This window comes from Rickettsia endosymbiont of Orchestes rusci, assembly GCF_964030945.1.
Taxonomy (GTDB): Bacteria; Pseudomonadota; Alphaproteobacteria; order Rickettsiales; family Rickettsiaceae; genus Rickettsia.
Window position 1 is genome coordinate 86,519 of sequence record NZ_CAXIQG010000001.1, and the last position, 21,360, is coordinate 107,878.

Here is a 21,360-nt window from a genome sequence, read left to right on the forward strand (position 1 = left end):
AGTATTGTCATATTCAAAAATGTTCCAATTGATGATATTAAATAGTTTATAACATTAGGATGCTATACAATTCTTTCATTAAAATATTCAGGACTTCCACAGAATATCAATATCATTGTTTTTTGTAATAAATGAATCGAGGTTGAAATTTTAAATAAACCTGATACTATCAAGCTTTTATAGATATTTTATAGTGGTAATTAGTAATACTTTTTTCTGCCATATTTGTATTTTGTGGAAGTTCTGATATTAAATTAATCCTAGCTATAATGTACTGAGGAATCAAGACAAAATATGTAATGATTTTGTGTTCCATGTTTGTATTTTTTTAAGCTGCAATTTGCTCATAATTTTGTACATTATTCAGATAGACATTCATAGGTTTTTGATAACCAATAGTAGAATGGAATCTTTTATAATGATATTTATATATAATCATTGATGCCTACTTTTAACTCCTTAATACTAGTAAAATCATTAATAAATATACAATTATATTTCAAAGTTCTAAAAAAATCTTTCTATAGCAATATTATCAACGCTTCTACCTTTGCCATTCATCGAGATTTTAATATTATTATTTTCTAAAATTTGCGTATGGTCGTTGCTAGTATACTGGCTACCTTGATTACTATTAAATATCTTAGGTGTAGGATACTTCTGAGGAATATCATTGACTAATATTACAGATGCTGGGGTTAGGATATTATCCTGCACCTCGTTTTACTCTTTAAAATTTTATAAATTAAAGATTACAGGATTAATTAAGTCAAGAGAAAAATTAAAAATGACCGTAAATAAAATTTATTCTTAGCAATAGCTCTTATGTGAAAGGATATAAAGAATAATAATAATTGAAAAATTTATATCTTTAAATATCTTATGCGTAACTTAGCATTATTATTGAGCTAGAGAAGGGAGTTGCATAATATATTTAATTTTTTGTAATGTACAGTTATATTTAAACAATGTGTGTGTAATTGTCTTGCAACTCTTGGTATCTTTAGGTAAGTAGCAATAGTCAGGAAAGATTGTAAAGTTTCTAAAATTATTCTACATCCTTTCTCAGGAATTTTAGCTCCTACTGTTTGTATATTATGTAATCGGTCAAATAATTTAATTAATAGCAACTCTTTTTTCTTTTGCTGATATAATATTTTAACTATTTCTGCTGAACTAATTTTTTTATCATTTTTAACTCGTGTTAAATCTTCAACTTGATTAGCAATCTTATAACCAAATTCTTGTATAATCATTTCTTTAGTAAGTAACGTATCTTCAATACAATCATGCAATATGCTAGTTACTATAATATCTGTTCTAAATAAATAATCAGAAACCATGTATGCTACTTCTAAAGGATGTGAATAATAGAATTCTCCTGTTTCTCTTTTTTGCCTGCCATGATACTTTTTAGCAAAATAAATTGCTTTTTTAATTTTATTAAGATCAACCATGTTCTTAGAAATCTTATTAATAAGCATGATCTTCGTTAATAGCCTTTTACTATATCGGCAATTTGATAGAGCTATAATTTTTACTTTTTCTAATTCAAGATTTATACCCTTAGGTTTTAACTTTTCTACAATAGGATCTATAGTTTTTTGATGATTTTCTTGACTTTTTACCATATATCCTTCCTTACTATAATTTACTTAAGTGTAGCAAGTGAAGCACAATAATCAAGAAAATCATCATTATTAGTTAATACATAATCATCAGAACCTTATCAATATCAACATTATGTATCATAAATCAGATCATCAAGAAGAGGTAACTTAATTGGTATATTACAGATGATAGTAGTACTTTTACCTTTTTCACTTGTTACTTCAATCTCTCCATTTAACTCACCAATTAGACGCTTTACAAAACTTAATCCTGATCCAAGTCCATGATATTGTATAGCAACATCAAATTTATCAATCTTTTCATGAAGATGTTGCCTGATTTCTTTAGACAAACCAACACCACTATCATGCACCATAAATTGGAATACCATTTCTCTGTTTTGTTGTTCTGATTCTGATAATGCAGGATTAATAGCAAACATGTTCACTGTTACCACAACTTTACCTTCTTTAGTAAAGTTAATAGAATTATCTATTAACTGCTCTAATATTGCCCCTATTCGATAAGTATCACTAATTATAGCATTTGTTAAATCATACTGAAAATTACAAGATAAATTTAATCCCTTACGTTGAGCTATTGGCATCGCTTTATCAATAATCTTATTTACCAACTGTTTTGGATCAAACTTATTTAAAACTATAGGAGGTAGTCCAGAATTATTCTGTAGATAACTAAGTATATTGTTATAATAATCTAGTAATTCTTCAGCACAACTTACCACACTAGCTAAATAATCCTTTTTTTCAGGATTATCTTCTACTTCATAAAGAGCTGTTACTAATGAAAAAATCCCATTACATGGAATCTTTAATCCATGTACCATATTTTGAACCACATCTCTTTTAAATAACTCAGATTCTTTCAATTTATTATTTGCTTCTTGTAATTCTAATTTATATTTAATTATATCAGTATAATTTGTGATCGTCGAGTTAATGATATTCTCTTCTTGCTGATATGGTATTAATGTGACAGATATGGGAGATAATTGAAGATTCCAATTTGTTTTAGTAAGATTATGATTATCTTTTGGTTGATTTTGATTATTAATTGTCATAACATTTCCTTGCTGTTAAAGTTAAGAAAACAGCTCAGAGGTTAAAGAGATAAAATTTTGTAGTTTTTAGTTTAACCTCTGAACTAGAACTGCACCACGGCCGCTCTTAACAAGGACAGATATCACCACAATTCTACGAAGTACAGAGGATTTAAGAGCTTTTTTGACAGATTTTTATACAATTGGGCAAACAGCTGCACAAATGAGACACAGCTAAATTACTATTGTTTATTAGCTCAACTCTTTATCCATTACATATAAATCAAAATCAGCATTAATTATGCTACAGCAAGCATCAAGAGTTCCTTTGAATACAGCATTTTGCTGGCATTTAAACCTATTTTATACTATAATTTAGTATAAATATTTTAATAATAATTTCATGTCAGTAAATAACTCAAACAAGGCACAACCATTCCTACAATGGGTTGGTGGTAAAAGAAAAATTGCCGATCAATTAATTAAGTTTCTTCCATCAACACTGAATAACTACTATGAACCATTCCTTGGTGGTGGGGCTTTATTTTTTCAAGTTAGAGATAAATTTAAACATTGCTATTTATCTGATATTAATCTAGAGCTAGTGACGTCCTATAATGCGGTTAAGAAGAATCCAGATAAGGTTAGTAAACTATTAGACTCCCATAAAGAAAAACACTCCAAAGAACATTATTATCAAGTTAGAAGTAATAATGACAGTAATGACCCAGCGAAGATTACTGCAAGATTTATCTATCTTAATAGATATTCATTTAAAGGCATTTACCGGATTAATATTGATGGCAAACCAGCTCAAAGTTTTTCTGGTAGGAATTATAGTAAATCTGATCTTGCCTTTAGATTAAAACAGTGTAGTCAACTTTTAGCTGGCACATCTATTTGTGCTATGGATTTTTCTTTCATTGAACCACAAAAAGGTGATTTTGTTTATTTTGATCCTCCTTATCATAAATCAGGTGAGAAGTTTTATACCAGATTACCCTTTGATGAAAATGAGCAAACGAGACTTAAAGATTTTGCTACAGAACTCAATGATAAAAATGTTAAAATAATGGTTTCTAATAGTAATACTCCCTTTATTAGAAACTTATACAAAAATTTTAATATTAGTACTATTAAGGTTAAATATTCTATGCCTGAACACAATAAAATATCTGATGAAGTAGTTATTACAAATTATCAATTACCACAATAGCTTAGTTATATTCAAACTTGATTAATTCAAAGCAATAATCTTGAGTCTTAAAAGCTTCTTCTAGATCTTGCATATGACGATTCCTAACATAATAATCATTAAAAGCCGTTGTTGATTTAAGGATTACCTTTTTGTTGACTATATCTTCCTCTACCACTACTAATTTACTTAATACTCCAAAATCAATATATTGGTTATAACGTTCAATAAGAAATTTCCGTGCCCTGTACCATACGGAATCAGGATTTAATTGTTTGCTTAGCTGCAATAGATAATCTTGTTTTTCATCTTCAGTATTATTCTGCTTTGCTTCAAGCTCAGCAAATTGTATGATTTTCAACTTCTCAATACTACTGCCATAGATCATTTGTACTTGCTGTAGTATTTTATCTTGTGCATTTTCTGAAAGCGTAATATTTTTAAGCAGTTTTATTTGATAGCTATTACCTACTACCCCAATAAATAAGCAGGAGCTTAGTAATTTATAAGCTGAATCAGGATCAAAACTACCAACAATTTTACGTTTTAGCTGAGCTTGCAAGCTAGTATCAAGGCTACTTTCTATCTTATCTAGATATCGCTCTTTAGTGTTGTTTAAGTCACTAGATTTAAACTGAAATGTAGCATTATTAGCTTTAGTAGTTTCACGTAACTCATGAGCTAAAGCTTTAGCCATGTAATTTAAAAACACTTTTTTATGACCAAAATGATGTTCTGGGTATTGTTCTGCTAGTTTTAATAAGAGCTTGTTAATAAAAGTAAGATTAAATTCTCGATTTGATTTTATCTGTAATAAATCAGCCTCTTCTTGGGTTAATGGATGGAAATCTGTTAATTTTTTTCTTTTGAACCAGCTTTTATAATTAACGGCATTAATTGCTGCATTATTGCTATTTGATGGTGTAGAGTCATATTTTTTAGAGATTTTATTAATAACTGCTTGTAGTGCAGTATTAATCCGTGTAGCACCTGTTGTGATATTAGCACTAGAGAAATTAGTATTATCAGCTTGTTGTTGATCATTGGTTGAGCTTGCTGTTTTGAATTGTAAATTTGTTTCAAGTTGTTGTTCTTGTAACTGAGTTTGGTTATTATGATTAAATATATTTTTTTCATTTTGAAAAATTGTAGATTCGCTATATCTAGATTTATTAGATATATTTTTATTATTATCTATATATATTGTCTCATCCAAACTTTTTTGGGGTTGAGGCAAAATTTCTTTGGGTTTCACCCCAAAGTTTTTTGGAGTAGGTACAAAATTTTTTTCATTTTCAGAAGGTATTTTGCTAGAAGTAGGTTGGAAATTTCTGGCTAGCTTAATACAAGGAGTATTACGGCATTTAATGCCATATTTAACTATTGTTGCTTTATAAAATTCGATAAAGCCACTCTTTTTTAATTCAAGTAAGCATTGTCTTACACGCTCTTGACATACTCCTAGAGAATCCTCAAAGAAATGATAGGTTTCCTGAAGTTCGTCAATACTGTTGTTATAGTAGATTTGCAAGCGGAAGACTATAAGAGATAGGAGTTGTCTTGAGGTTTTACTTAAAATTTTACCATTACGAGAGGAAAGAGTACTCCATTCAGGTGGAATAAAATTACCGACAAAATTGTAGAAAATAGTGGGATTTTTATCACTATGATTATGGATTACACAATCAGGAGTGAAATGTGAGCAGCATATAGTGTGCATAAGACCTCAACTTAAACATCAGTTTAGAAGAGGCAATCAAGGGGATAATAACACCATTTTTAAAAATGCGATGAGCATATAATGAGCATACGGAGTATGAAGCTAAAATTAACAGATTATGAAAAGCTTGATTTTATGGTGGTGGGCGATGGGGGAGTTGAACCCCCGACCTTTACGATGTCAACCTAAGAGTCGCTTTCACCCTATTTTTTGTTCTTTTCTCATATACTAATTTGTAGCTTACAATCCTCTGTATTTAGGGCTTTTTCTCTATTACCAAAAATTACAGTTTAACTGTAGTAGAGTTGCAGTTATTTGTCAATCTCTAAAAAATATTACAAATTTGAAAATAACATGTGGATATGATATAATGGTACCCAAAAACTAGACAAGAAAATAGAGAAAAGTAGGTATAATATCTCCTAGGAAAAGGAGCAAAAAATGAAAAAACAAGTTAAAAAATATAGCGCAGAAGAAAAAGCAAAAATAGCAATTGAAGCAATATCTGGAGAAATGACTATAGCTCAAATTACCAGCAAATATGGTGTTCACGCTAATCAGATTTATAAATGGAAGAAAGAAGCTTTAGATTTTATGGTTTCTGGATTTAAATCGAAATCTAAACAACAAGATACCGGCCAAGAAGATTTAATTAAATCATTATTTGAGCAAATAGGCCAGTTAACAGTTGAAAGAGACTGGCTCAAAAAAAAATCTAGTATCTTTGGATTTAGAGGTTAGGAAAAAAATGATAAGTTATGCTTCAAAATTAACCATAGCAAGACAATGCGAACTTTTAGATTTAAACCGCTCAAGTTACTATTACCGAACTAGGAATACCTTAGATGATAAGGAGTATAGAGTACTGAACAGAATTGATGAGATTTTTACAGAGCATCCCTATTATGGTACTAGAAGAATGTCTCATGTCCTAAAATCGGAAGGGTTAAATGTTAGTCGTAAGATGATAAGAAAATATTATAAAATACTTGGTATTGAAGCAGTATACCCAAAAATTAATTTAAGCCGTAGGAATCAGGCTCATAAAGTATACCCATATCTATTAAATAATATAGAGGTGGTTTGCTCCAATCAAGTTTACTGTGCAGATATTACTTACATAAGATTAAAGCAAGGTTTTGTATATTTGGTTGCTATAATGGATTGGTATAGTCGTTATATTTTGAGTTGGCGGGTGTCGATTAGTTTAGAAAATGATTTTTGTATTGAAGCTCTAAATGAAGCAATATCTATACATGGCAAGCCTGACATTTTTAATACGGATCAGGGAGTACAGTTTACATCAAAAGATTTTACTCAAATACTTGAGCAACAAGGCATAGCTATTAGTATGGACGGCAAAGGCAGAGCCTTAGATAATGTATTTATTGAACGTTTTTGGAGATCTTTGAAACAAGAGAAGATTTATCGTTTTGATCTTGAAACGGTACGTGAAGCAAAGATAGCTATCAGAGATTATATAGAATTTTATAATAAGCAAAGACCTCATCAATCGCTTGAATATAAGACACCTAAAATGATACATTTTGCAGAAAAACTAGAAAATTACCAAGAGGCTATATGACATAGAAAATGCAAACTTTACTTTGAAAAACCAATACATTAATAAAGGAGAATTACACCTCTAAAATTTAAAAAATTTGTCTAGACAAAGGGTACCACCTCATGATGAGCATATAGTTAGTTTAAATTCGTGATCAATTTTTATCTTATAAAGATATCTGGACCTTTTGAATTTGATAAGAGATTATAACAACTATTGGTTATTTAATTGTATGTAGTTAGGATAAATCATCATTTTTTAAAGTATAATTCTATTTAACATAAGATTTGTTTTTCTGAGTAAAGCATACTACAGTTTAATTATATATGAATTAAGCTGTGGGAGGATTTATGTCAGTTAAATCACTATTGTTTACTAAAGAAGCATTACATGAAATTAAAGCTCCACAGGCAAAACGAGATGTATATAAAGATACCAAAGAAAAAGGATTATTGCTAATCGTATCATATGGTGGTAGTAAAATATTTTATTTGGGCACAGTACTTGATAAGAAATATCATAGAATTAAAATAGGTGTGTTCCCTGATCTATCAATTATTGATGCTAGAGCCAAAGCATCTGAATTAAAAGGTGAGATTGCAAAAGGATATAATCCTGTAGAAGAAAAAGCTAGATTATCCAAAGAACTGACCTTTAAGGAGCTTTATGATAAATACCTTAATGAATATAGTAAAATTAATAATAAAAGATGGAAAGATTATGCCGCTTCTGTAGATAGATATGCCAAACATTTATATCCTAGAAAAATATCTACTATTCAAAAAACAGATATTCAAGAATTATTTAATAATTTAACTAAAACCGGTAAATATGGAGCTAATAGATTTCTTGAAATATTAAGCCCTGTATTCAGCAAAGCAATAGAATGGGAATTACTTACAATAAATCCAGTTATTGGTATAAAGAAGCATAAGGAACAATCTAGAGATAGGTATTTAACTAGAGAAGAAATACCACGATTTTTTACAGCAATAGCAGACGAGCAAAACCAGGTAATGCAAGACTTTTTCTTAATAGCTTTGTATACATCAGTTCGTAAGGATAATTTACTTACTATGCGTTGGGAACAGGTAAGTTTTGCTGATAAACAATTATATCTTCCAGAAACTAAAAATGGTGATCCTCACCGTTTACCTTTACTAGATCAAGCAATAGAAATATTAAAAGCAAGAAAAGAGCAATCTACTAGCATGTGGGTATTTCCAAGTGAGACCAGTAGTAGTGGTCACCTGCAGGAACCAAAGAAAGCGTGGAAGAGGATTTGTAAAAAGGCAGGAATAGAAAATTTAAGGATACATGATTTAAGGAGAACAATACCAAGCTGGATGGCAATGACCGGAGCAAATCAATATGTAATAGGACAGCTTCTCAATCATATAGATCCAAGATCAACAGCAGTGTATACTAGACTTGCCAATGATACTGCTCGAGAATATATGCAAAGAGCCGTAAGTACTATTATAAATATAAAATCTTAAATATATATTAATTGATATATTCATGTTATAATAATTCCTGTATTAAGTGAGTTCTATAAGAACAGAAAGGCTAGAAGAGGAAAGTAGTAAAGCAATTGTTGCAACAAGCTTGGAAATTCCTTTTTTGCTTCTTCTATACTCTTAAGAATTATTGAGTTTTTGAAGATTTTACAACAATGAAGAAATTTATAATTATGAATACTAAAGAAAAAGCTAAAGTACTTAGCTGTTTTGATGTAGCTAATTATTTTTTAGTGTTAGTTGATAGAGAAGCAGGGGATAGTATAACCCATGTATGGACCTACCCGATAATGCAAGAAAAAAATAATATATAACAGCAAAAAAATTGAATGCAGTCATGTATCCGGCTTATAGTTAATAAATCACTTTAAATTTACCCTATAGCCCTGATGGAATTCGCTGGCTTACAAAACTTATTACTTATCATTTCATCGGCTTCTAAACGAGCCCCTGACAGAATCAGTTTTTTTGTAAGCTAAGGTTCGTCTTATTTACCATCAATATTATCATTCTTTCGCATATTCCGGATTAGAATCTATTAAATTTCTATTTATCTATAATATCATCTTGTCAATTATTTATACCAATTCTTTAGCTACAAACTTTACTCTCGGTATAATCATTACCTGAACTAAGTACTGCAAACACCACCCTTGCTAGTTTATTAGCTACTGCAACAATTGTTTTATTATGCCCATTCCGTTCAGATAAATTAAACATCCACTCGGTAAACTTGCTATAATCTTTTTTAGATTTTTGTTCTTTCGTGGTAAATCTTATCTTACTATTCAGTACTGCTCTTGCTCCTTGAATTAACAAAGTGCGTAAATAGATATCACCTCTTTTACTAATACCTAGTAACTTATCTTTGCCACCACTAGAATGTTGCCTTGGCACTAATCCTAGCCATGCTGATAATTGCCTGCCATTTTCAAAACAACTAGCATTACCTATTGAAGCTATTAAGGCTGTGGCAGTAATTAACCCTATACCTGGTATCGTCATTAGTTGTTGGTGATTACTATACTGGCTAGCTATAATTTTTAACCTTTGTTCTAGTTCTTTTATTTTCTTATCATTCTCTAGAAATTCTTCTTTTAACTCTCTAAACGTTTGGTAGCTTAACTGACTTAAATCCCCTTCATCTAAAATTTCAATTAATTTTGTCATAATCTTATTGATTCCTTGCGGAATAACAAAACCAAATTCATGTAATAATCCCCTGATCTCATTAGCAAGAGCTGTACGGTTTTTTACCAATCGTTGCCTTACCCTATGAATAAATAAAATATCTTGTTGCTCTACAGTTTTGATAGGCACAAACCTCATATTAGGTCTTGCTACTGCCTCGCATATTGCTTCTGCATCGGCTTGATCATTTTTATTAGTTTTAACATAAGGCTTAACAAATTGTGGAGCCATTAGTTTTACATTATGACCTAATTTTGTTAATTCTCTCGCCCAATAGCTAGAACCACCGCAAGCTTCCATGCCTACTAGACATTTTGGTAAGTTAGACATAAAAGTTAGAACCTGCTCTCTAATTAATTTTTTCTTTAATATTGTCTTACCATTTTTATCTACACCGTGAATTTGAAAATTTTTTTTTGCAATATCTATACCAATTGTGGTAACTTCCATATGGGCCTCCTTATTGTTGTTTAGGATTCATTTCCTATCCTAGAAGATTAGCATCTGCTTCTCATTCTGTATATAGGGTAGGTCCATTCTATTATTTCATCAGTCCCATTATCCTTGATAAAATGTTCTTGCAATTTAGTTTTTGCCTTAGAAAAACTTGTCACTTTATTCCCAGAATAATTTTGATCATTACTATAATTTGTGCTATTTTGCGAATAATCAGTAGTAGTTGGCGGCAGTAATCTATCTACTTTATCAGCCTCTTTATTCTCTCTTAAATCAAAACCTTTTCTAAATACTACATCTATTACTCTACCTGAAGCTACAACAATCACTGGACTCATACTTTCTGCTCGTTTAATTGCAAAATCAGCAAGCTTTTCTAAAGCATTACCAGTGCCGGCATAAACACCAGCTTTTAGAGAATCCTGAGCTTTTAAAGCATTTTGTTGCCCGGTAATCGGTGACACCGGAAATATGCTATTGCTTGCCTGGTTCTGGAAAAATTGTGCTATCCCGCCAAGTACGCCGTTAAGCACCGCCATTCTTGCTATATCTGATGATCTATCAACAACTATCCCTTTAATTCCAGGTCTACCATCTTCTCCTATTAACCAACCTTCTACCGGTTTTTCAATTATCTCTCCATTACTATTTAGTAAAGATACTGTCTCTAACCGGCATTTAGCCCGCTCTGATGAAATATCCCCAGTGCATGAACCAATTAAAATTGCTTCTTTGATTTGCTCCGTTTTATACCCTTTAGAAAAAATAGCTGTATCAACAAGCCTTATCATTATTGGCTCAGGAGATGCTGAGTTATTAGTGCCGGTTCCAACTACTACTCCAGTAAGCAGCACCCCTCGTGCAAAGCTGCCGGTAGTAATATAATCTTTAACGTCTTTTTTTATCCTTAAGTCAGCTCTTTTTACATAGCCAAGTAATCTTTTTACTGGAGCAGTAGGAGCAGCAACAATGCTTTGCTCAAGGTTATTATCTAGTAAATCTTCTATTTTTTGATTATTATTAAAATCATTGCCATCATATAATATAGTTTCTTCATGAGGCTTCTCTAATGATTCTAATTTTTGACTAAAATCATCAATTTTAGTTTTAGTTTCTAAATATTTATTCTCTATTAGCTTTTCCAAATGATTCTGCATGTTTTTGACTTCATTTAATATTTCTGCAGTCCATTTTGCCCTTGGATCTATGGCCTTTTCTATTCCTGATATTTCCCTTGATTGTCTATCTTCTTGTAAACCTCGGGAAGCTTTTACCTCACTTTCTGAAAATCCATAAAATACCAAAACCATTATTACTCCTATGCAAGCTAAAGTAACTAATGGTCTGTTTTTAATTATCTCTATGAGTCCTGATAATCTTTTACTAAATGCAGATGGTAATGTATGATTCTCTACTTTACCTTTTATTTCTTCCTGCTTATTGAAATCTTGATCCATTGCTTTTAATCAATATCTTAATTATCTAACTGATTTTCATCCCACTAGAGACCCACTCTAAATAAAATCCTAAAATAATACCAATAGCTACAATTGCTCCGGCAAGTCTTAAATTACCCCTGACTACTGCCCAAATTGATGACAAAATCGTTGCCCCTGATATCCCGATAGTTTTCAGTTTACCGGTAGAGAGCCCACCAATGCGATCTAACTGTCCTTCTAATGTTTCTCCTAAAGCTACTTCAGATAGTATTACATTTACACAAAAAATTAACAATACCGGCAATAAAGGATATATTATTCTTAAATACTGTTTATTATTTTCTTTTTCTATTACATCTTTGTTTTTTACATTCATGATGCTTATCTTCCTTATTATTAGTTAACTTTGTTACTTCTTTTTCTAAATCAAACTTAATGAGTCTAATAGGAGCTAATTTAGTTTTAGTAAAATTCAAGATTAAATCTTGGGTCGTACCATTTTCTCCAATTAGAGTTAGGTAAAGTTTACTGTTATCTTGCTGCGGTAAAATAAATAAACAGCCTGAATCATGTACTACTACTTCTGCAGCTTCCTGCGGATGAATAAAGATATCATTAATTTTTTCTCCTTCGATATTAATCCTAGTTGGAGCATCTTTGGCTATTTGCAGCTCTAACAAAGAATCAGCATGTAACATATAGCTTATCCCATAAGCATTACTACTAAAGCTTGCAAGCATTATTCCAACGCAAACTACTAATATCTGTAACTCTGACTTCAAACTTTTCATTGCTTATTTGCCTCTTCTTCCTTAATACCTGTAAGTAATAATAAATGATTTGCTCCTCGCTTGTAGGTTAACAAATAAGTTTTATCAGCTGCTATATGCTTATTTTCGGAAAACCAATAACGAAATGTTCCGTTAATTAATACTCCATCCTCAATGACTTTTACTTTTTTAGGAAAAAATACCGATGAAATATTAGAGCCCTTAACAAAATTTAAATGTTCCTTAAAAAATTTATCCAATTGCTCTGTATTACTAGATACTACTTTCATATCAGCTATTTGTCTCTCTACTCCTTCTGGTGAAGTAGTAAATAATTCTTTCATTACAAAAACTGCCCATTCTTTAAGATAGGTCTCATGATAGCTTTTGGATGATACTATCATTCTTCTATCTGGCTCCATTGCCGGAATTAATAACCATTTTTCTTCCGTGCTAACTGTTTTAATCATCCCAAGAAGACTCGTAAACGCAAGCAGCAATGTGATAAGCAATAATCTCTTATTATATTTAACTAGCTGCTGAATAGAGCTTTGCTTAAATAAATGATCCATTACTTACCTATTTTTTTACCAAGCAAATTAGGATAAGAAGTAGGAGCATATAGCCATTTCTTAGCAACTAAATAACTCTTAAGTACAAAATACTCCGATAGTTTCTTAAACTTCTTAAATGCATAACAAAGTACAACTCCAGCTATAATACATATCATCCCAAGCTTAGCATGTCCGCTATTTAGTAACACTATTCCAGGTACTATACCAAGTAAGATAACAAACCACTCATCTAAGCTTAAACCCATATATTTTAGGGGAGTAGAGAGTGACCAATATAATCTTTGATTAGCACAATTATTATTCATATTAATTAAGTGATATTTCCATTAATAGATAAGTTTTGCTAGTCATGACATTAACATCCTAATTTTTACATTGCCAGTGGAGTTTTAAGCCATCACAAAAAAAGTTGTAATTCATCTAAAACTGTGGATATCTGGAGATAGAATCTATAGCTCTATCCATGAATTTGTTGATAACTAGCAGTAATTTTGCTAATATTAATGAAATAAATTATGGGTGAGTTGTGTATGTTTAGAAGTGATGTAGAGTTAAAATTAGAATGTTTAAAACTTGCTATTCAGTCCTGCTGTAGTTATGATGCTGTGGATGTAGCAAAACAATATTATCGTTTTCTTGTAGAAAATAGTGAAAATGTGCCGGTTCAATTCCTTTTTAATAATAAAGCTAATTTAAATTAACCATTAATTCTAATTACTTATTTTAGAGTTAGTACGTTTCCAGAATTGTAACTGCTCTAGGGCTTCATCAGACCAAATGACTTTCAACTTTTATTACCTTCTTTTTTCTTCTTTACCTTCAAAAGGTATTCTGTAATATCTTCAGCAGGTACGCCACTATCATAATTCATCCACCACCCATCTTCAGCATTTTCTATTTGTACAATATCTGCTTTAGTAGTTGATAAAATATAATCTTTAATATCATTTATTATATTAGCTTTAAAAAATTCCTGTATCTGTTCTTTAGTAATAGTATTATCTGCATTCTCTATAGCTTCATACCAAATAGAATGTTTATGTGTTAAATGACGTAAATAAGCAGCTGAATGTTCACCATAAAAAGAATATACTTTGTGAAGTAATTTTTTTGTTGCTAAGTCATAAATAGCAAAGTCTATTTCTCCGGGCAAAGGAATTACATTATCTCTAAAGCTGCCAAATATTGAGCGTAAAGCCGGTACTACCGGCCCATGTTTCCAAGCCTTGATCTCTTCTTCAAACAACACTTTATCAAATAAAGCAAGATTAATGCCTTGAGCAAAATATATTAATTTCTGCAGCTTTAACTAATGGAATGGACCTCCCGATATAAAGAATGAAAAGCGGAAGCTAATCTTCTATAATTAATATTAAATTATTAAAAAAATCAGGAGGCTAAAATGGAAGTTACCACAATTGGCATAGATATTGCAAAGAGAATTTTTCGTGCGCCACGAAGCGTAAATAAACTAGCTGAGGAAGGAGCAGTCATAGAAGTGTTGACCTAGCACACTATGTATCGAGTCTTGGATTGGTTTTGGTAACAAAACCAGTTAAGCGTAGACAGAAATATTATAGGCCGTAAGCTGAAAGGCTGAAGTTATTGAGCCTCGTTAACTTTAATTTATAAGACCGCAGACTGAGTGAAAAATCAGGAATGCAACATCACAGGCAACACAAATAGGCAGTTGGAGGTGGGGTCTTCGGGGTCTAAGAGCATGGCATGTAATAAAAGTTTATTTAGGAACGTGGGAGATCCTATAATTCCTGCTTGAAAGGGCAGTATTAGCTGACAAGTATAACAGCGAGGAAGCTGAAAAGAAGTATAGGAAGTCAGATCGGGTATAGTACCGACGAAGTTGGGTAATGCTAATGGAGGGAAGGCCCGTGGGTAGAGTCGATCTCTTTAGGGAAATGTTATGGTAACAACAGAATATCAAGCAAAGACAGAAACGAAACTGAAGAGAATAGCATGGTTATCTTCAAAGGATAAAGGCAAGGTCTTTAACAATCTCATGCACTTGTTCAATGAAGAAGCACTTACAGTTTGCTACCAAGAGCTTGATGCAAATAAAGCAATGGGAGTAGATGGAGTGAATAAGGTTAAGTATGGATCGAAGCTCACAGGAAATATCAAAGAATTAGTTAATAAACTAAAGAATATGGCTTATAAGCCAGGTAACATTTTGGAAGTAAAAATACCAAAAGAAGGTAAACTGGGTAAATACCGTACTTTAGGAATTAGCAATTTTGAAGATAAGATTTGTCAAAAGATGATGCAGAAAACACTTGAAAGTATTTATGAACCAATATTCTATGAATGTTCTTATGGATTCAGAGTAGGAATTGGGAGTCATGATGCTTTGAGAGAGCTTAGGCAACATCTTGATAAAAATGAAGTTGAGAGCATACTGGATATAGACTTAGCCAATTTTTTTGGTACCATTGATAGGAACATACTAATGAAAATGTTACAAGAGAAGATTCATGATAAGAAGTTGATAAGAAACATAGTTCGCATGTTTAAAGCCGGAGTACTATGTGAAGGAGAGCTGATTATTCAAGAAGAAGGGATAGTGCAAGGTATCTGTGCCAGTCCGATACTTGCAAACATCTTCGCTCATTATGTTTTAGATCAATGGTTTGAGGAAGTAGTAAAACAGCACTGCAAAGGAACTGTAACATTGTTTCGCTATGGTGACGATGCTGTGATATGTTGTAGGTATAAAGAGGAAACAAAGAAAATTAGAACAGCTTTAACAAAGCGTCTTGAGAAATATAATCTTAAACTTAATGAGGAAAAGACCAAGTTGGTAAGATTTTCAAAGAAAGGTTTAAGACAAGGCATAAAACAAGAAGCATTTAATTTTCTAGGTTTTACTTTTTACCTTGGCAAGTCTAGAAAAGGTAAGGTAATACCTAAGGTAAAAAGTTTCAGCAAACGGATAAGTACCAAACTAACGAGAGTTAAGGACTGGTGTAAAGACATTAAGAGCAATAATAAACTGCCTACTATATGGCAAAGCTTTTGCAGCAAGTTAAGAGGACATATCCAATATTATGGAGTAAGTTTCAATTATAAAGCAGTGAGTATTTTTGTATATCAAGCAGTGAGAATATTGTTCAAATGGCTAAATCGACGCAGTCAAAGGAAATCGTTTACTTGGGAAAAATTTAAATTGTTTATCGAACGCAACCCATTACCAAAAGTAAAAATATACCATCAAATCTTATAAATGAAGACCGTGTGAAGGATAATATCTTGAGCCCATTGCCTTAATAGGGCATGATGCGGTTCTAAATGGGGGGCGATTCAGGAAACTAATCGCTCTACCAGCTAAATTCATGGTGTAGATAAAAATGGTAAGACAGTGTTAAAGAAAAAATTAATGAGAGATCAGCTATTAAGTTTTATGGTCAATACACCAAAATGTTTAGTAGGAATAGAGGCATGTGGAGGAGCAAATTATTGGGCTAGAGAATTAATAAAACTAGGTCATGAAGTAAAATTAATGGCACCACAATTTGTAAAACCATATGTTAAGACTAATAAAAACGATCAGGCAGATGCTGAAGCAATATGTGAAGCTGTGGCAAGGCCTAACATGAGATTTGTACCAATTAAGACAATAGAACAACAAGATGTTTTATCAATTCACCGTGTTAGAGAAAGATTAGTAAGAAATCGCACTGCACTAGCTAATGAAATTCGAGGATTGTTAAATGAATTTGGTTTTATTATTCCACAAGGTATTAATAATGTTGTAGTGAAATTAACTGAAATTTTAGATGAGGGGAAATTGAGTTCATTAAGTTACCAAACATTTTATGAATTAAAAGAAGAATTTGTAGAGAATGATAAAAAAATAAAAGAATTAGAAAAACGACTAAAAGTAATAGCTATGAACTTGGTACAATGTCAACAATTAATGGCCATAGCTGGTATTGGTTTAATTACTGCTACTGCCTTAGTAGCCTCAATAGGCAATGCAAGAAATTTTAAGAATGGTAGGCAATTATCAGCATGGTTAGGACTAGTCCCAAGACAGCATTCTAGTGGAGGTAAAGAAAAATTATTAGGCATTAGTAAACGAGGTGATGTATATTTACGTACCCTATTAATCCAAGGTAGTAGAGCAGTACTTAATGCTAAGATAAGATTTATATCTAAAGAAGAAAAGTCCAAGAAAATTTATAGTAAGTTTACAGCATGGATGTTTAATTTAATTGAACGAAATGGTCATAATAAAACGGTAGTGGCTGTGGCTAACAAATTAGCAAGAGTAGTATTTGCTGTACTAAGTTCAGGTAATGATTACTTAGAAAGTAAAATGTGTAACTAAATAAATGAGTAATATAATAAATAACAAAAATAATTTATAGAAAATATAAATTTTTATAAATATTAATGAAATTCCGATCTAGAATATGCGAAAGAAAATGATAATGGTGGTAAATAAGACAAACTTAGCTTACAAAAAAACTGAATAACCCAACGGCTCTTTAGAAGCCGAAAAACTGATAAGTATATAGTGTGTAAGCCAGCGAATTCCATCAGGGCAATAGGATAAATTTGCTAATTTAAATTAGTTAATTTGTTAACTATAAGTCGAATACATGACTGCATTTGCTTTTTTGCTATTAAGTGTTATTTTTTTCTTGCATTATTGGGAAGGTCCATACATGGGTTATACTATCCCCTGCTTCTCTATCAACTAATACTAAAAAATAATTAGCTACATCAAAACAGCTAAGTACTTTAGCTTTTTCTTTAGTATTCATAATTATAAAATTTTTTATGATGCTTTTTAATAGTGCATTATATTTTCAATAAGCTATAATTTTGTATTAAATTATTGCTATGAGATAATAGTCCAGATAAAAGTTTACATGTTGTAAAATCTTTAAAACGCGAGCATCTATAATGCAAGTCAATAAGAATTAACAAAAATTAGGTGTCCAGCAAGAATTATTTTTAATAATGGCATGCATAAAAGCAAGTAGTTTACGCATTACAGATGCTCGCGTATATATGATGGTGCTACTGTGAATTTAAAACTTACTAAACTGTTAAACCTAATACTCAAAATAAAACACAAACATTAACCCTTGAGCCACAATAATCCTTAAAAGCTCTAAATACACTTATGCTCAAAAAAATAATATATCTATTTTTTAGATACACAAATTATAGTATTACTATAATATTCATTGGCAATAATGTTATAGCTGCTTCCAATACACTCCCAACAAATATCCTTAGTGATCATACTGGAATAATAGAACTTTTGGAAAAAAAGCAAGATTTAATGAAGACGTCAAACGATCGTAGAGATTATAGGATATCACATCTGGAGAACATTAATAACAAAATACGATCAATCAATCATGCTATAGAAAAAAGGAAAGAAGAGTTGGAAGATATTGAATATGAAGATTCAGAACTAAGAAAATTAAATAATAGAAAAAAACTATATGAAAAATCCCAACAAAGCCTTATAAGCTCTGATGAATCTTCAACCGAATTATTAGAGAAAGAATTAAAAAAAATCGATGATATGATATCAAAACATAGTAATTTTGATGAAGGTCATATTGTTACTTCAACTCCTAAAAAATCTCAATCTAGTAGATCAGATAATTTAGATGCTTTAACCTCATCCTTAGACTTATCATCAGACAATGGAATTAATATTTTTAATGATTGTAACCTAGAATTGGATGCAGTAAGTAGTGGCGCTAATCAGACTAATCATAATACTCCAAATAGTAGTTACAACAGTAACCAAAACTTAGAACCATCTGATAGAAATAATGATATTGAGGATCTTAATCTAAAAGATGAATTAAAAGAACCAAGCAGCAGGATATTAGACCGCATCAGTCAGTTCAGAGCAAGTAATAATGAGGTAATGTTAGCGTTAAAGATATTTAATCAAATAATCCAAAACAGATTAATAGGATTAAATGGTAAATCACAACCAATATCAGGGGGCGATGAGCAGAATAGAGGTTTTAGTATTTGGGATAATAGTGGTTACGCTATTAGTAAACAAGACAGTGGTAGCAGCATATCATCTTACACAGGAAGAATGCTAGCCATAATACTAGGAGGAGAAATATCATTTAATGATAGCTATATATTAGGCATTGCCTACGGCAATATTCATTCATACTTACGATTTAGTGAAACACTAGGCAAAAGCCGTATTAATTCACACATGGTCAGTGCTTATTACCAAAAAGATTTAGATAGAAATGTTTCTCTACAATTAATTGGTTCACTATCAGGTAGCAATATCAAAAATGTAATCAATGCCCAGAGACATGGTAAATCCTATATTCGTGGTATGGGCATTGAAGGTAATTTAAGCTATTATCACAATTTTACAAGTGGTATGCAATTAGTTCCGAACATTAGTCTAAAATATTATAATATGCTGAATAATTTATACAAGGAACAAGGAGCATATGATTATTTGTTAAAGATTTCAAGGAAATCTAGAAAGGTGTTCAACTGTACTATAGGCAGTAAGATAATATTAAATTCTACAGATATTAATTCGCATCTTAAACTAATTCCATCATTACAAGGCAGTATAGAAAGAAATTTTTTTGCAAGTCATAAGGCAATAACAGCTACATTTACAAGTAACCAGGATATTCCTAAAGAGATCAAAAAAGTAGATATGACAAGAAATTCAAGACTAGGGTATAACATAGGTGCCGGAGTAATAGCTCAAAATAATAATATTAAATTACAGTTTGATTACAACTACTACATGCACAAGAAATATAGCACACACTCAGGAACAATTACGGTAAGATTCGATTTATAAATTTTTGAGTTAATAGGGGCTCTGTCCAAATAAGCATACGCATCAAGTTAAGCCATAATTGTTAATAATTTTAGTGTATTTAAGGAAGATAATCTGGTTTTACGATATTTATCTTTCAAAGAAAATTTCCCCCAATCTATAATTAATTTCTTAAGGAACTGCTCTAAATCATTAAGACGTCCAGTAATAGACAGGAATAATTCTCTTGACCTTTTCTGTAGTTCAATAAATGCTTTGGTTAAACTAATTTCTCTATCATTTGCTAATTCTACACAATTCGATAATCCATGAAAAATAAGCACACTACATAATTTACCATATAATTCACACAAAACTCTTGCAGGTTTACTTCTCCCTTTAAGATTCTCAATTTTTGCATGACTTTTATATAATTTAAATAATAATTCAATTTGCCATCTTGCTCGATAAATTATCATTATATGCTCAGCATTAACCATATCCTCTGATATATTAGTGATAAATATTGACCAATCTAGTAATCTCTGGTTTCTTGAAGAAGATTTATATTTATGAGACTTAGCTAATAAATTAGCCTTCCTTCTTCTACCAATAGCCTGTTCATCAGTCAATTTATGACATATAATCCGTAGCTTAACTTTTGCTTGTTTACCTAAAAGTACATCTTTTGATAAAAAGAATTTATTATCTAATAAGTTTAATAAATCAATTTTTTCCTCAGTGATATGGTCATATATATTAGTATCTGCTTTATAACGACTAATAAAATATGCACCAAGTTCGATAATTTGAATAAATGAAGCTGGGACAAAATAACCTAAATCAGATATTAATAAGTCCTTAGTAGATATGTTTGATAAATGTTCTCTATATCCTTGATCAGCCCTTATACCTTCTGTTATATCGACTTTATCTAACGATTGATTTAAATAATCAAATACTACCTGTAATTTAAGAGAAGATTGCACTGTACTACTACGCCCCTTATAGCAAGCACTGCAACCCTTATACATATCCGCCATATTGGCAGGTAGAATAATATGGCTACTATCCAATAATTTAACGCTATTAAATTGCTGCAAAATGTTGCAATCAAGCGGCATAGTATTTCTAAATAATTTCAAGCATTGTTCATACATTGACTGCATAAATTTTACTGCTACCTCAGTAAACCTAAAGTCTAAGCCTTGGGCAGAAATATCTATAGTTTCTTCACTTAAAAAGTTACGCATTCCATCAAGACTACAATTACTATCGCTCATATTACCAAACACTATAGCTTTTAGAAAAGCTGAACCAGTTATTTTTCGTTGTCTCTTAATAAATCCTGTTGTAATGGATAAATTATTGGCTGTCTCTCCAAAAAACTCTTGGCATAGTTTTGCTAAGTTTACTATTTTCCCCATAGTACAAATTCTCACAATTTAGTTGTTAATCTT

General features: G+C 31.1%; 22 protein-coding genes. 9 read left to right on the forward strand and 13 right to left on the reverse strand.

Going from position 1 to position 21,360, the window contains the following annotated elements:
* Positions 1-507 precede the first annotated feature (507 nt).
* The 3 genes from AAHM91_RS10900 to AAHM91_RS00445 all read right to left on the reverse strand — a co-directional run bounded on the left by AAHM91_RS10900 (position 508) and on the right by AAHM91_RS00445 (position 2,692).
* A complete protein-coding gene (locus tag AAHM91_RS10900; RefSeq protein ID WP_410526148.1) occupies positions 508-717 on the reverse strand; it encodes a hypothetical protein in 210 nt (69 codons plus the stop codon).
* Between the two features lie 191 nt (positions 718-908).
* Positions 909-1,631, reverse strand: coding sequence for an HD domain-containing protein (locus AAHM91_RS00440; protein ID WP_342269507.1), 723 nt, complete (start codon positions 1,629-1,631; stop codon positions 909-911).
* A gap of 110 nt (positions 1,632-1,741) precedes the next feature.
* Positions 1,742-2,692 (reverse strand): sensor histidine kinase, encoded by a 951-nt coding sequence (locus tag AAHM91_RS00445; protein WP_342269508.1) that lies wholly within the window; start codon positions 2,690-2,692, stop codon positions 1,742-1,744.
* 382 nt (positions 2,693-3,074) lie between these two features.
* Here AAHM91_RS00445 and AAHM91_RS00450 point away from each other — a divergent pair, with 382 nt between their 5' ends.
* A complete protein-coding gene (locus AAHM91_RS00450; protein WP_342269509.1) occupies positions 3,075-3,887 on the forward strand; it encodes a DNA adenine methylase in 813 nt (270 codons plus the stop codon).
* A 1-nt stretch (position 3,888) separates the two neighbouring features.
* On the opposite strand, the gene AAHM91_RS00455 is transcribed toward AAHM91_RS00450, so the two are convergent.
* Positions 3,889-5,586 carry a hypothetical protein gene (locus AAHM91_RS00455; RefSeq protein WP_342269510.1) on the reverse strand — a complete coding sequence of 566 codons (1,698 nt, stop codon included), beginning with the start codon at positions 5,584-5,586 and terminating at the stop codon, positions 3,889-3,891.
* Between the two features lie 441 nt (positions 5,587-6,027).
* On the opposite strand from AAHM91_RS00455, the gene AAHM91_RS00460 reads away from it, so the two are divergent.
* The 4 genes from AAHM91_RS00460 (at position 6,028) to AAHM91_RS00475 (ending at position 8,984) form a co-directional block, all read left to right on the forward strand.
* Entirely contained in the window at positions 6,028-6,327 is a 300-nt protein-coding gene (locus AAHM91_RS00460) for a transposase (RefSeq protein WP_045812944.1), read from the forward strand.
* 7 nt (positions 6,328-6,334) lie between these two features.
* Entirely contained in the window at positions 6,335-7,171 is an 837-nt protein-coding gene (locus AAHM91_RS00465) for an IS3 family transposase (protein ID WP_342269450.1), read from the forward strand.
* A 329-nt stretch (positions 7,172-7,500) separates the two neighbouring features.
* Positions 7,501-8,649, forward strand: coding sequence for a tyrosine-type recombinase/integrase (locus tag AAHM91_RS00470; RefSeq protein ID WP_342269511.1), 1,149 nt, complete (start codon positions 7,501-7,503; stop codon positions 8,647-8,649).
* A gap of 176 nt (positions 8,650-8,825) precedes the next feature.
* Positions 8,826-8,984: a hypothetical protein gene (locus AAHM91_RS00475; RefSeq protein ID WP_342269512.1), complete on the forward strand. Its 159-nt coding sequence runs from the start codon at positions 8,826-8,828 to the stop codon at positions 8,982-8,984.
* 277 nt (positions 8,985-9,261) lie between these two features.
* Here AAHM91_RS00475 and AAHM91_RS00480 read toward each other — a convergent pair whose 3' ends face one another.
* From AAHM91_RS00480 to AAHM91_RS00505, 6 genes are read right to left on the reverse strand one after another with little or no spacing between them, the layout of a single operon-like run.
* Positions 9,262-10,311 carry an IS110 family RNA-guided transposase gene (locus tag AAHM91_RS00480; RefSeq protein WP_342269513.1) on the reverse strand — a complete coding sequence of 350 codons (1,050 nt, stop codon included), beginning with the start codon at positions 10,309-10,311 and terminating at the stop codon, positions 9,262-9,264.
* A gap of 47 nt (positions 10,312-10,358) precedes the next feature.
* Complete coding sequence (locus AAHM91_RS00485; RefSeq protein ID WP_342269514.1) at positions 10,359-11,774, reverse strand: TraB/VirB10 family protein; 1,416 nt, start codon at positions 11,772-11,774, stop codon at positions 10,359-10,361.
* A gap of 25 nt (positions 11,775-11,799) precedes the next feature.
* A complete protein-coding gene (locus tag AAHM91_RS00490; protein WP_045805770.1) occupies positions 11,800-12,132 on the reverse strand; it encodes a hypothetical protein in 333 nt (110 codons plus the stop codon).
* Positions 12,092-12,547: a hypothetical protein gene (locus AAHM91_RS00495; protein ID WP_342269515.1), complete on the reverse strand. Its 456-nt coding sequence runs from the start codon at positions 12,545-12,547 to the stop codon at positions 12,092-12,094. The genes AAHM91_RS00490 and AAHM91_RS00495 overlap by 41 nt, the downstream gene beginning before the upstream one ends.
* The gene (locus AAHM91_RS00500; RefSeq protein WP_266234652.1) at positions 12,544-13,098 is read right to left on the reverse strand and encodes a TraE/TraK family type IV conjugative transfer system protein; all 555 of its coding nucleotides are present in this window, start codon (positions 13,096-13,098) and stop codon (positions 12,544-12,546) included. The genes AAHM91_RS00495 and AAHM91_RS00500 overlap by 4 nt, the downstream gene beginning before the upstream one ends.
* The gene (locus tag AAHM91_RS00505; protein ID WP_341788934.1) at positions 13,098-13,406 is read right to left on the reverse strand and encodes a hypothetical protein; all 309 of its coding nucleotides are present in this window, start codon (positions 13,404-13,406) and stop codon (positions 13,098-13,100) included. Before AAHM91_RS00505 ends, AAHM91_RS00500 begins: the two co-directional genes overlap by 1 nt.
* A gap of 225 nt (positions 13,407-13,631) precedes the next feature.
* On the opposite strand from AAHM91_RS00505, the gene AAHM91_RS00510 reads away from it, so the two are divergent.
* Positions 13,632-13,802: a hypothetical protein gene (locus tag AAHM91_RS00510; protein WP_342170127.1), complete on the forward strand. Its 171-nt coding sequence runs from the start codon at positions 13,632-13,634 to the stop codon at positions 13,800-13,802.
* Between the two features lie 83 nt (positions 13,803-13,885).
* On the opposite strand, the gene AAHM91_RS00515 is transcribed toward AAHM91_RS00510, so the two are convergent.
* Entirely contained in the window at positions 13,886-14,350 is a 465-nt protein-coding gene (locus AAHM91_RS00515) for a Panacea domain-containing protein (RefSeq protein WP_342269516.1), read from the reverse strand.
* A 672-nt stretch (positions 14,351-15,022) separates the two neighbouring features.
* On the opposite strand from AAHM91_RS00515, the gene AAHM91_RS00520 reads away from it, so the two are divergent.
* Positions 15,023-16,339, forward strand: coding sequence for a reverse transcriptase domain-containing protein (locus AAHM91_RS00520; RefSeq protein ID WP_342269517.1), 1,317 nt, complete (start codon positions 15,023-15,025; stop codon positions 16,337-16,339).
* Positions 16,340-16,444: 105 nt separating this feature from the next.
* Entirely contained in the window at positions 16,445-17,446 is a 1,002-nt protein-coding gene (locus tag AAHM91_RS00525; protein ID WP_341789202.1) for an IS110 family RNA-guided transposase, read from the forward strand.
* Between the two features lie 298 nt (positions 17,447-17,744).
* Here the strand turns inward: AAHM91_RS00525 and AAHM91_RS00530 are convergent, their stop codons facing one another.
* Complete coding sequence (locus tag AAHM91_RS00530) at positions 17,745-17,885, reverse strand: hypothetical protein (RefSeq protein ID WP_342269518.1); 141 nt, start codon at positions 17,883-17,885, stop codon at positions 17,745-17,747.
* 365 nt (positions 17,886-18,250) lie between these two features.
* Here AAHM91_RS00530 and AAHM91_RS00535 point away from each other — a divergent pair, with 365 nt between their 5' ends.
* Entirely contained in the window at positions 18,251-19,942 is a 1,692-nt protein-coding gene (locus tag AAHM91_RS00535; protein WP_342269519.1) for an autotransporter outer membrane beta-barrel domain-containing protein, read from the forward strand.
* A 47-nt stretch (positions 19,943-19,989) separates the two neighbouring features.
* Here AAHM91_RS00535 and AAHM91_RS00540 read toward each other — a convergent pair whose 3' ends face one another.
* Complete coding sequence (locus tag AAHM91_RS00540; protein WP_341788944.1) at positions 19,990-21,327, reverse strand: IS4 family transposase; 1,338 nt, start codon at positions 21,325-21,327, stop codon at positions 19,990-19,992.
* Between the last annotated feature and the right edge of the window lie 33 nt (positions 21,328-21,360).